This window comes from Nostoc sp. CHAB 5715 (genome assembly GCF_020829685.1).
Classification (GTDB): Bacteria; Cyanobacteriota; Cyanobacteriia; order Cyanobacteriales; family Nostocaceae; genus Nostoc.
The window spans coordinates 1-10,745 of record NZ_JAIVFR010000121.1; the positions used below are offsets into that span (position 1 = coordinate 1).

The following is a 10,745-nucleotide window of genomic DNA, read 5'->3' on the forward strand; positions in this document are numbered from 1 at the left end:
GATTCCTATTTGATTTTTGAATAAACACCGTACACCTCGAAAAGCCTGATTCCCTACTCCCTACTCCCTATTCCCTACTCCCCGCCTACGCAAATAATTTCAAAAATCAAAGCGGATTACTATATAATTGATTGTGTAATCAAGCTTGTGTGGATTTATAGCCACGAGCAATTTGAAAAACGCCCTACAGATGTGGATTTAAAGAGCGTTCTTAAAGAAATCTTAGATTATTAATATTTTATCCGTCTGGGGATAGAATGCAGATTTAAATATTATCTATCTAAAAGTATAAGAAGAGAAATTGTAACGAAAATTTTTATTTATCTACCCTGAGTTGTGAGAGCGATCGCTCAAAAGAAAGATGAAATCTCCCTAACCCCTATGTCAAAGTTATGTCAAGTAATAATTATGAACACTTTGCCGAGGAGAACTACGGATGGTAGCTACTTTAGATGATACGAAACGCAATGCTATTGCTGTAAAACTTGCAAGTCTTAAAGCCCTCCAACAGTTGGTCATCGAAAATGAGCAATCACTTTTGACGCAAGGACTAGATGCAGAAATTGCTGATCGCATCCGAAATTTCATAAATGATGATCAAAAAAACCTTGGTGTTCTTGAAACTGTAATTGGTCAGTATGGGATTCAGGCTGAACCCAAAAAAAATGTTACAGAATTCATTGAAAAAGCTCGTGAATTGTTCAAAGGTTCTGAATTGAGCCTGTATGAAAAAGTATCTCAGCATGAATTGCTGAAACATCAACTAGTAACGAGTGGGTTGATAGTTCACAAGGCTGCTCAAAAAGTTGGTGCTGATGTTTTGTTAGCGATCGGGCCTTTGAATACCATTAACTTTGAGAACCGCGCTCACCAAGAACAACTCAAAGGCATTCTGGAAATTCTGGGTGTCCGTGAACTAACTGGACAAGATGCAGATCAAGGAATTTGGGCACGTGTTCAAGACGCTTTGGCTGCGGTGAGTGGTGTAGTAGGTAGCGCTGTTACCCAAACCAGTGACAAAAAGGATCTAAATATCCAAGATGTTATCCGCCTCGATCACAACAAGGTAAATACTTTGTTCACCGAACTGCTGCAAAGCGACGATCCGCAGAAGATCCAAGAGTATTTTGGTCAAATTTACAAGGATTTAACTGCTCATTCTGAAGCTGAAGAGGAAGTAGTCTATCCAAGAGTGCGTGCTTTCTATGGTCAAGATAATACCCAAGAACTGTATGACGAACAAGCTCATGTGAAGCAGGCATTAGAGGAAATCAAGGCCATTAGCCCATCTTCACCCCAATTCAAAGAGAAAGTTAAACAGCTATTGGATGAACTTGGCGATCATATTCGTCAAGAAGAAAGCACACTATTTGCTGCCATTCGCAATAACTTGAGTACTGAGCAAACTGAGCAATGGGCTACCGAATTCAAAGCCGCTAAGACCCGAATTCAAGAGAAGTTGGGCGTTGTTAGCGAATCCAATGTGTAGGATGCTTTCGAGCTTTTTATAGCCACTAAAAAAGGTTAGTTAAACAAAAACTCCCAGCGCTGATGTGCTGGGAGTTTTTGTTTAAAAATTTTGCTGACAGTATTTATAAGCGGTGTATGCCATAGTTACAACCCCGGTGATAATGGCAGATTCATCGACTTCAAATTGGGGATGGTGTAATGGGTAGTTAATGATTCTTTCTTTATAGCCGACACCCAAGCGAAACATAGAACCCGGGACGTGTTCCAAATACATAGAAAAATCTTCAGCACCAAGGGAAGGTTCGGGTAAGACTTGAACGCGATCGCTACTCCAAGCTTCTTCTGCGGCTGATTGTAACAATTGCGTTAAGGTATAATCATTTTGGACACTGGGTACACCCTGGCGATAATTAACTTGATATTTTGCGCCGTAGGTATGGCAAACATTAGCTACAATATTTTCAATCCAGTTCGGGAGATGAGCACGGGTTTCGGGATGGAGCGATCGCACGGTTCCCAATAACTGCACTTTATCAGCAATTATATTCGGCGCTCTGCCACCATTAATCTTCCCTATGCTCAATACTACAGGACGCAAGGGATTCTGCGTCCGGCTGATGGCTTGTTGCAGTGCAGTAATGGCTTGGCAAGCAATCCAAATCGCATCAATCGCTTCATGGGGACGCGCCCCGTGCCCAGATTCTCCCATAATCAGAATCTCTAAATCATCAGCGGCGGCTGTCAATGCCCCGTAACGCACACCAATAGATCCTGCGGGTATAGAAGGGAAAACATGAACCCCTAATACAGCTGAGACATTTTCCATCGCCCCATCTTTCACCATCCAGCTTGCCCCTTGAGCAATTTCCTCAGCTGGCTGAAATAAAAATCGCACTTTCCCACCCAACTCCTCAGCCATTTGGGACAGTACCATCGCTGTTCCTAAGCCCACGGTGGTATGGACATCGTGACCGCAGGCGTGCATAATACCATCTGCACGAGAGGCATATTCTAAATTAGTGCCCTCTTGAATTGGCAAGGCATCCATATCGGTGCGAATTGCCAATAAACGGTCATTTTCGCTAGTGCCTTGCAGTTCTCCAATAACGCCCGTTTTGCCAACTCCCTCTTGTACGTGCAGACCACTGGAAGACAAAACACCAGCCACAAAAGCTGCTGTTTGGTACTCTTGACCGCTGAGTTCTGGGTGAGAGTGGATGTGGCGGCGAATTTCAATTAAGCGGGGCGCTAGTTTTGCTGCTAAGTCTTTAATACGGGTAAGCATCAATTTAATTAATCTATAGGCTTTTTTCCCATGATAAAGAACTGTTAACAAACAAAATGCTCTTTGCCATACAAGGATAGCTCAAGGGAGAAGCAGGGGAAATGAGGGAGATGAGGGAGATGAGGGAGATGAGGGAGATGAGGGAGACTACTAAACCCAATGCCCCATGCCCCATGCCCCAATTTATTTTGAATAACAGGTTGTGCCTAAGGTATTTTCGGGTTTGAACTCGTTACATGCTCTGGAATTTTGACGCTCTAACGACCAGCCATAGGGTTTGTCGGACGTAACAACACCATTAGCCATAGTTGTTAGTCGGAAGTTAGCCCCCCGAAAATTGGTAAACTGCAATTTGGCATCTTTAAAGTTTGCTGCTTCCAAATTAGCGCTGATGAAACCGGCATAAGAGAGATCGGCATTTTCCAGAGATGCTGATTTCAAATTTGCACCTGTTAAGGAAGCACCACTGAGATTGACTAAATTTAAAACCGCACCTTCTAAATTTGCACCGGTGAGATCGGCATTGGTAAGATTAGCTTGAGATAATGTAGCACCACTCAAGTCAGCCCCTCGCAAATTTGCTCCAGTTAGATTCAGTTTAGTTAGGTCAGCACCACTCAAATTACATCTGGGACAGGCACTTGTTGCCTTCAGCTGATCCAAATCTAGCTGATTTAATGCAAGGGCTTGCTCTGCAAACCCAAAACAAGCTAACAGGGCAACGGTAGCAACAATCTTGAGTTTCATATTTTTTACAGATATCCACAAAAATGACAAGTGACGCATATTGCTTACTGTCATACTTACATATACTGCCTCCCCAAGGAACAACAGGGATGAAGCATTGATTAAGAAGCTGTAAAAATACTATGAATTCTAATGGTAAGACCACTCAAACTCAAATATAAGCTATAGAATCAAGTCGTAAGGAACTATACCGAATCTCTTATAGACTACCATATATGTGATCCCCCTAGCTCGATGAAAAACACGACTAGGGGGATCTTGTTTTTGGGCATTGGATTAACAGCTAGTGGTCTGTCAACCCAAAATGACGGGTGAAGGTGGGGAGTAGGGAGTAGGGAGTGGGGAAAGAGTTTTTTGTGTTTCTCAAATGTCTTGATATCCGTCAAAATATATTTGACACACTACTAGGGCAGAAGGGATTTATAACCAATACGCCTGGTATTACTGTAAGTTAGCTCATTTTTGAGGGGTGTCGGGAAATTAGACCTCTTGCACTGCTTGGAGTGTGGCTGATAGAGAGACTCTGGCATTCTCATAAGTAAAAGGATCGAGGTCATCTCCAGGTTTCTTAGCCAGTTTGAAGAGTGCAGTTTGAGCCTGATTGATGCGTTGCTGTTGACCACAGATGGCAACTCATGCAATAACAGAGAGTAAAGAAGACTGAACAAAGGTTTTAGTCCACTTGAGTGGACAGTAGCTCTAATCCGCTAAAATTTATTTCTGGGTGGGCGATGATACTAATCGAGAATGCTGCAAAATCTCAGTTTTTGCGGTCTTTTGTATTATTGTTTATTGTAATTGGAAATGGTTGTTTAGCAAGACAATAACCTATTAAATTTTGATTGCATTTACAGGCAATTGATTTATTTTCGTTCTTGTTACAAAAAAAGAGTATCATATTGTACAAAAAATATTGACCTTGCCTAGCAATATTAACTTGCCTGAAAAAGTTTAGACAAAATGCCAGCATTCCAGAAGTTTGATTGCTATATTAGATTAAATAACTATTCTGGCAAGGATTTAAAAGCTGTGCGGGATGATTTACAGGGCTTGGAAATTAGTCAGGATGAACTGCAAAAGCTGACTAATTTACCTGTCAATGATCAACTTTTAATCATTACAAATCCTCTGAAGAAATTAGCAAAAATATACATCCAAAAAATTAAAAGCTCGGAAGGAGCAACTGTAATTTTTATTGGGTTTGCTACATTTGTTTTTGGTTATCTTTTATTTGATATATTTATAAAAATATTTGTAACATGGATAACAATTCCCTCCTGGATATTATTAATTATCTTAGGTATTTGGATTGGCGGTTTTATACAAAGTATATTATATTTAATATGGAAAAGTAGAAGTAAAATTGTCAAATATAACATGACCAATTCTCTGCAAATCCTGTTAAAGGATGTTGAAAAATATAATACTGTTATTAGAGCAATAGATATCAATGACCAAATAGAAGAAGCTGGGAATCCAGAAGTGCTTATAAAGGAAAGAAAGAGTGTTATTGAAGCGCTAAAACTCACCAAATCAGATTTAGTTCGCGCTTTGAAGACTGAAAGAATTTTGAGAGAAAATAAGAGCTTTATCCTTAGTAATACAGAGCTATTCGTCAACAATTTAGCAACTTTAACAGCCATGCAAGTAAATGAACAGGCTACTGAGCATGGAAGGTTACTCAATGAAGCATTACAGATTGCATTAGATGTGCAACACGAAATGAAAAGATTACAGACTCAGCGTTAAGATAATTCGTAATGACGCTCTCTACGAGACGCTTTGCGTAGCAAGATCCCCATAGGGGTACGCGGACTCGCTAACGTAATTCGTAATGATGCTCTCTACGAGATGCTGCACTAAGGTAATTAAGTTTTGTAATGGAGATTTAGAAAGCACTCCTGAATTCACTCAGTACTCAGCAAGAGTTGGAAAAAGCGTAGATGCTTCCGATAAGTCCATAGACGCTGCTGTGGGTTGACTTCCAACCTACTTGCTAGATATCCTTAATGGCTTTTTCCATAATCCTTCCCACGGTTGCGATCGCCGGTCTAACATAAAGAATATCAAGCAAGCGATCGCTTATCGGCATGGACTGGAAAGAAGTCAGAGGTAACTGGGTAATCATTCCCCGAAATCCCATAGGTATCATCCATTTTTTAGGAGGTGCATTTGTCGCCACTGCACCGCACATCACTTATCGCTGGTTACTCGAACAATTGGCAAGTAAAGGTTATGTTGTAATTGCTACGCCTTTCGTCAACACCTTAAATCATACTGCGATCGCAAAATCTGTGCTGCTAAATTTTGACCGCACCCTCGAACGCTTACATGATTCTGGGGCATTACGCAAGCTTTACTACCCCATCTACGGCATTGGGCATAGTATGGGCTGTAAACTTCACTTGCTGATTGGTAGCCTCTTTAAAGTAGAACGTGCAGGCAATATTTTAATATCCTTCAACAACTACACCGCTAAAGAAGCTATCCCCTTAGTAGAACAGTTCAATTCTACTTTTGCAATCGAGTTTACCCCCTCACCATTGGAAACTAACCAGCTTGTCCAAGAGTGTTATAACATCAGGCGCAATTTATTAATAAAATTTAGCAATGACACCATTGACCAATCCGCAGCTTTAACCAAAATCTTACAAGATCGCTTTGATCAGATGGTGACAACACAAACGTTACCAGGAAATCATACAACACCTCTAGGTCAAGACATTAAATGGCAAACTGGAACATCTTTCACTCCCTTTGATGCCTTAGGGCAATGGTTCAAACAAGAAGCATACCGCGACTTGAACCAGCTAAAAAATACCATCCTCTTGTGGGTGAACCCTCTTGCACCCCCATAATGTTTTATGGCTATTGAAAAGTCATGAATTCGACGGAAAAATAGAAATGAGTTAGTAGTATATGTATATTCATACTACTAACTCATTAGCCCGTAAACTATTTTTATTTTCTATTTTTACAGCAATTTATTAATTAGTATTTACATAATTGTCTATGTTTCAAATATTAATAATTGATGATGATTATTCAATAAAAATACTTCTGAAAAGGATGCTGGAAAAGCAGGGTTATCAGGTAGTTACTGCCAGTAGCGGTGAAGAAGGGATAGAAAAGGCACTGGCTTATCGTCCAGCACTAATTATTTGTGATTGGATCATGCCGGGGTTAACTGGTCTGGAAGTTTGCCACCACATTAAGAAAGATCCCAAATTTTCCACGACGTTCTTTATTTTATTAACATCTTTAGATTCGGTTGCCGATTGCGTCAAAGGTCTAGATGCTGGTGCTGATGATTTTATCTCTAAACCTATCGAGCATAATGAATTACAAGCACGGGTAAGAGCGGGATTACGTCTGCATCAATTGAGTAGAGATTTGCAGGCTCAAAAGTTGCTTTTAGAATCAGAAATGTCAGAAGCCGCAGAATATGTGCGATCGCTACTGCCTTTTTCCATGACTGAACCCTTCAATATAAATTTCCGATTCATTCCCTCGCGGCAACTCGGCGGTGACTGTTTCGACTACTATTGGCTCGATGATGATTGTCTGGCAATTTACTTACTTGATACTGCCGGACATGGACTTAAAGCTACTCTTCCCTCTGTTTCAGTGCTCAATCTGCTGCGTTCCCGTGCGCTCAAAAGCCTAAATTATTATCAACCTAGCGATGTATTGAAGGCTTTGAATAATACCTTTCAGATGAATTATCAAAATGACAAATACTTTACGATTTGGTATGGAGTTTACAACCGAACCAACGACCAGTTAATTTATGCTAGTGCAGGTCATCCACCAGCAGTTTTAGTAACTGGCACGTCTCCAAGAAAGTCTGAAGTTCAACTCTTGAAAACCCCCGGTATGCCAGTTGGGATGTTTCCAGAAGCAAAATATGTTGATGGATTTTGCAATATTAAAAAATTCAGTACTCTTTACATTTTTAGTGATGGTGCTTATGAAATCACTAAATCAGATGGCACACTTTGGAGTTTGGATGCTTTTATTCAGCTACTAGTTAGCTTACAAAATCCGGTTGATTGCCAACTCGATCTCGTACTAAGTTATTTAATCGCTCTGAACTCCAAAGATGTTTTTGATGATGATTTATCTATCTTGCAAATTAAGTTTGATTCATTAAGTCTTTGAGACTAAAACCTGATTAAATGCGTCTTGGTTAGGAAATATTTCAAAGACTTTATCCATATTAGTCAGTTCAAATAATATCCTGACTTGCTCATTAATTGAGCAGAGAACAAGCTTACTATCTGCTGCCCGCAAGGTTTTAAAAGCTAATACTAAAGCCCCCAAACCGGAACTATCCATAAATGTTACATCTTGAAAATCAACTAACACAATTTTTGTACCCACTTTTAAGCTTTCAGTAATATTTTGTCGAAAATCTTGTGAAGTTGTGGCGTTTAAATTCCCGGCGAGCTTAATAATTTTCACTTGTTCTATCATAATTATGTCATGCTGATTTGTGTAAATAATGCTTTGATTTTGCTATTATATACCCATCATAGAAAATTTAAAAATGCTTGCAAGGAAAAATCATAGTTTGCTGCTGAATATTTATTGATAAGTGATATCAAATTAACAATTCAAAATTCAAAACTTGTACTGAGCGTAGCCGAAGTATTCAAAATTCAAACATTTTAGACATTTCAGACGGGGATTTAAACCCCGACTGAAACTAGTGCTACATATAATGGTTGGGGTCTTAAACCCTTGAACTTATGATAAATAAAGATAAACTATAAACATTTTTATCTTACTGTTAATCAAAAACTAACTTTTATTTAACTAAATATTCCCTGATTCCTAGCAAATAATTAACTAAAAATAACGGAGATACATTTTATCTTTAGAGCCTAATATTGAACTACAAGTAGGCGAAAATTTGCCTTCTAGCTCTCTCTAAGAGGACTTACTTTAGCTCGATAAAGCAGCTTCTCACCTTGAAGGTAGCCAGTGTAGCGCACCTTGACTATTTCTCCAGGTTGTGTTGTTCCCTCCATCAATTGGTGCAGTTTGGGATCATAAGGTAATTCTGCCCCCACAGGTGCGATCGCTTCCACTCCCCACGCCTCTAAAAGCTTTTCTAGAGGTTTTTGCACCAACGGTACTATCTTGACTGCTGCTAGCTGGGGATTCTCCTGCGCTTTCTGTGCTGCTGTTGGCCATTGCAATAATAAAGACTCCAGTAGTTGCAAACTCGACTGCTGGAGTTCTTGTAGTAATATTTCTCGCTGTTGTTCTAATTGAAGTTGCGATCGCTGGTACTCTTTTCTTAAATCTGCAATTTCTTCTAATAATTCCTGAGTAGGCGTTGCTTTCTCTGGAAAGAACTCTACAGTTGAAAAAGTTGCGATTAATTCATTCAATGAAATTTGTAGCACTGGCGACAGCTTAAGCAGTACATCTACCCGCATCTGCTCAAGCTTCCCTTGGCGTAACTGCAAAAGTTGACGCTCTGAGACACCAGCAGCGCGACTCAGCGCTTTGAAACTAGGAATCCCCGCCTGTTGCATTAAATCTTGCAACTTTTGGGAATTGGGCATTGGAAATTGGGAATTGGGCATTGGGCATTGGGCATTGGGCATTGGGCATTGGGAAAGAGGACAAGGGTACAAGGAGAATTGGGGACAAGGGGAAAGACTTGTTGCAAGTTCTCACCTTTTGTCCCCTTGTCTCCCCTGCTCTCTATTCCCTATTCCCCATTCCCTAATACTATTCTTCCAGCAAACTTCTCAACATCCAAGCTGTCTTTTCGTGTACTTGCATCCGTTGAGTTAATAAATCGGCGGTAGGTTCGTCGTTAACTTCCTCTACCACAGGGAAAATAGACCGTGCAGTTCGGACTACGGCTTCTTGTCCTTCCACTAGTAAACCGATCATTTCCACAGCTTTAGGAACGCCGGGAGTTTCTGGAATCGAACTCAGTTTGGCAACCTCTGGTGAAAATTCTACATCGTCTACAAACGACTTGGCATAAGGAATCATTTCTGATGCGATCGCTATGTCCGGGTACAATTAGCGCAGATGGATTATCAAGAGCGATCACAAAAAGAACACTATCAACTCTTAGAGGCTTGTCAAAAGCAGGATACAAAAACTGCTGTCAGGTTACTAAAACGACACATAGACACTGCAACCGAGACTGCTTGCAGTCTCGGTATAATTATCAGTTTAAACTGGGCAATAACCCAGCAAATGCAAGTTTTAATTGAGACTCATTCCCTCCAGCAAGAACTGCCCGGAGGCGGAGCATCTCCGGCTCCGCATTAGATTGAGACGGTATTTAGCGCTATAACTTACACTTTTCCCAAATCGATTCACGCAGTCACGTATCAGGGGTTTCTACTGAAACTAGAAGCTTTTATTTTTGCATTTACCCTGAAAACTTGCATTTCTCTAGTCAGCAATTATTAATACCTGAAATCGCTTCACTACACCGAAAGTGATGATTGGGTCGAAATCGTGGTGCCGTGTAGCGGCACCACGATTTGTCATTGGCGATCGCACTAATTTTTGGATGAAAAGCACCTGGATTTTGATAACTAGCAACTTGGGTTATTAGTTGCGTTCTGTTCACTTCTAGAGAAAAACCCAGAGAAATTGTACCGTTAGAAGGAGATAAAACAGAAGTGCGATCGCCACATCAACCCCATCATCAAAAGTGCGATCGCTAATTTGGCAAAGTTGCGAAGGGTGCGATCGCTTAGAAAAATAAGCTAACTAGAGAATGGTCTCTATATTAAATGCTGCCAAAAGTTGGAAATATTATCTATCAACAATCTTTTCAGAGGATTCGCATTCGGATACGCTCGTCTTCAACCACACTGAAATGTCCTATCCAGTCAGAGCGAAATGCTATAGCAATCGCCACTTTTTGAGCAACAACTGTACCAGAAGGTGCTTTAATCCGAAATAAGATAATCCCGCAAGTTGCAGGCAAATGTGAACGAAAGGCAAGTTCACCAAAGTCTTTATCAAAGGTCAAAAGAATGCGCTCGTCACTTTGAGCGCGGTTTAAAACTTCGGGGTCAGTAATCCCAGGAGCATCAGTACGAATCCAAATAACATCGTGACCTCGATTGCGAAGAGCTTCTACAGCATCTCCTGGGAAATTTTCATTGGCTAGAAAGCGCATAATCTACTCAGGAAAAGCGTAAACTTTTTCAGCTTTAAGAGTGGCACTAGCATAGCCTAAACAAGCTTGAATATC

General features: G+C 40.5%; 14 protein-coding genes and 1 pseudogene. 6 read left to right on the top strand and 9 right to left on the bottom strand.

The genetic code is table 11. From position 1 onward, the window contains the following. The first annotated feature begins 436 nt into the window (after positions 1 to 436). Entirely contained in the window at positions 437 to 1,489 is a 1,053-nt protein-coding gene (locus tag LC574_RS09155; RefSeq protein ID WP_229453088.1) for a hemerythrin domain-containing protein, read from the top strand. Positions 1,490 to 1,570: 81 nt separating this feature from the next. Here LC574_RS09155 and LC574_RS09160 read toward each other — a convergent pair whose 3' ends face one another. The 3 genes from LC574_RS09160 to LC574_RS09170 are packed head-to-tail and all read right to left on the bottom strand — an operon-like array spanning position 1,571 to position 3,502. Further along, positions 1,571 to 2,755, bottom strand: a complete 1,185-nt coding sequence (locus tag LC574_RS09160) for a M20 family metallopeptidase (RefSeq protein ID WP_229453089.1) — start codon at positions 2,753 to 2,755, stop codon at positions 1,571 to 1,573. Between the two features lie 13 nt (positions 2,756 to 2,768). Further along, the gene (locus LC574_RS09165; RefSeq protein WP_229453091.1) at positions 2,769 to 2,930 is read right to left on the bottom strand and encodes a hypothetical protein; all 162 of its coding nucleotides are present in this window, start codon (positions 2,928 to 2,930) and stop codon (positions 2,769 to 2,771) included. 8 nt (positions 2,931 to 2,938) lie between these two features. Then, the gene (locus LC574_RS09170; protein ID WP_229453105.1) at positions 2,939 to 3,502 is read right to left on the bottom strand and encodes a pentapeptide repeat-containing protein; all 564 of its coding nucleotides are present in this window, start codon (positions 3,500 to 3,502) and stop codon (positions 2,939 to 2,941) included. Positions 3,503 to 4,531: 1,029 nt separating this feature from the next. Here LC574_RS09170 and LC574_RS09175 point away from each other — a divergent pair. The 4 genes from LC574_RS09175 (at position 4,532) to LC574_RS09185 (ending at position 7,663) form a co-directional block, all read left to right on the top strand. Further along, entirely contained in the window at positions 4,532 to 5,251 is a 720-nt protein-coding gene (locus tag LC574_RS09175) for a hypothetical protein (protein ID WP_229453107.1), read from the top strand. Positions 5,252 to 5,495: 244 nt separating this feature from the next. Next, complete coding sequence (locus LC574_RS37890) at positions 5,496 to 5,618, top strand: hypothetical protein (RefSeq protein ID WP_267871467.1); 123 nt, start codon at positions 5,496 to 5,498, stop codon at positions 5,616 to 5,618. Then, positions 5,593 to 6,360: a DUF1350 family protein gene (locus LC574_RS09180; protein WP_229453093.1), complete on the top strand. Its 768-nt coding sequence runs from the start codon at positions 5,593 to 5,595 to the stop codon at positions 6,358 to 6,360. Before LC574_RS37890 ends, LC574_RS09180 begins: the two co-directional genes overlap by 26 nt. A 154-nt stretch (positions 6,361 to 6,514) precedes the next feature. After that, positions 6,515 to 7,663: a PP2C family protein-serine/threonine phosphatase gene (locus tag LC574_RS09185; RefSeq protein WP_229453094.1), complete on the top strand. Its 1,149-nt coding sequence runs from the start codon at positions 6,515 to 6,517 to the stop codon at positions 7,661 to 7,663. On the opposite strand, the gene LC574_RS09190 is transcribed toward LC574_RS09185, so the two are convergent. The 4 genes and pseudogenes from LC574_RS09190 to LC574_RS09205 form a co-directional block, all read right to left on the bottom strand. Continuing rightward, positions 7,652 to 7,978, bottom strand: a complete 327-nt coding sequence (locus tag LC574_RS09190) for an STAS domain-containing protein (protein WP_229453096.1) — start codon at positions 7,976 to 7,978, stop codon at positions 7,652 to 7,654. The two genes, LC574_RS09185 and LC574_RS09190, sit on opposite strands and share 12 nt — an antisense overlap. A gap of 446 nt (positions 7,979 to 8,424) precedes the next feature. After that, positions 8,425 to 9,099, bottom strand: a complete 675-nt coding sequence (gene grpE / locus LC574_RS09195; RefSeq protein ID WP_229453109.1) for a nucleotide exchange factor GrpE — start codon at positions 9,097 to 9,099, stop codon at positions 8,425 to 8,427. Beyond that, positions 9,048 to 9,185: a hypothetical protein gene (locus LC574_RS09200; RefSeq protein ID WP_229453098.1), complete on the bottom strand. Its 138-nt coding sequence runs from the start codon at positions 9,183 to 9,185 to the stop codon at positions 9,048 to 9,050. Before LC574_RS09200 ends, grpE begins: the two co-directional genes overlap by 52 nt. Before the next feature lie 62 nt (positions 9,186 to 9,247). After that, a pseudogene (locus LC574_RS09205) lies at positions 9,248 to 9,463 on the bottom strand (Dps family protein); the annotation flags it as partial. A gap of 96 nt (positions 9,464 to 9,559) precedes the next feature. On the opposite strand from LC574_RS09205, the gene LC574_RS09210 reads away from it, so the two are divergent. Next, positions 9,560 to 9,805, top strand: a complete 246-nt coding sequence (locus LC574_RS09210; RefSeq protein WP_229453099.1) for an FCD domain-containing protein — start codon at positions 9,560 to 9,562, stop codon at positions 9,803 to 9,805. A gap of 126 nt (positions 9,806 to 9,931) precedes the next feature. Here the strand turns inward: LC574_RS09210 and LC574_RS09215 are convergent, their stop codons facing one another. Next, a complete protein-coding gene (locus LC574_RS09215; RefSeq protein ID WP_229453101.1) occupies positions 9,932 to 10,084 on the bottom strand; it encodes a hypothetical protein in 153 nt (50 codons plus the stop codon). Between the two features lie 235 nt (positions 10,085 to 10,319). Beyond that, on the bottom strand, positions 10,320 to 10,670 hold the full coding sequence (locus tag LC574_RS09220) for a DUF5615 family PIN-like protein (RefSeq protein WP_229453103.1): 351 nt from the start codon (positions 10,668 to 10,670) through the stop codon (positions 10,320 to 10,322). Positions 10,671 to 10,745: the final 75 nt, after the last annotated feature.

Coding starts and splice junctions, on each gene's coding strand:
- LC574_RS09210 (WP_229453099.1), top strand. CDS start 9,560: ATGGATTATCAAGAGCGATCACAAAAAGAACACTATCAACTCTTAGAG.
- LC574_RS09165 (WP_229453091.1), bottom strand. CDS start 2,930: ATGGGGCATGGGGCATTGGGTTTAGTAGTCTCCCTCATCTCCCTCATC.
- LC574_RS09190 (WP_229453096.1), bottom strand. CDS start 7,978: ATGATAGAACAAGTGAAAATTATTAAGCTCGCCGGGAATTTAAACGCC.
- LC574_RS09180 (WP_229453093.1), top strand. CDS start 5,593: ATGGACTGGAAAGAAGTCAGAGGTAACTGGGTAATCATTCCCCGAAAT.
- LC574_RS09155 (WP_229453088.1), top strand. CDS start 437: ATGGTAGCTACTTTAGATGATACGAAACGCAATGCTATTGCTGTAAAA.
- LC574_RS09160 (WP_229453089.1), bottom strand. CDS start 2,755: ATGCTTACCCGTATTAAAGACTTAGCAGCAAAACTAGCGCCCCGCTTA.
- LC574_RS09220 (WP_229453103.1), bottom strand. CDS start 10,670: ATGCGCTTTCTAGCCAATGAAAATTTCCCAGGAGATGCTGTAGAAGCT.
- LC574_RS09185 (WP_229453094.1), top strand. CDS start 6,515: ATGTTTCAAATATTAATAATTGATGATGATTATTCAATAAAAATACTT.
- LC574_RS09170 (WP_229453105.1), bottom strand. CDS start 3,502: ATGAAACTCAAGATTGTTGCTACCGTTGCCCTGTTAGCTTGTTTTGGG.
- grpE (WP_229453109.1), bottom strand. CDS start 9,099: ATGCCCAATTCCCAATTTCCAATGCCCAATTCCCAAAAGTTGCAAGAT.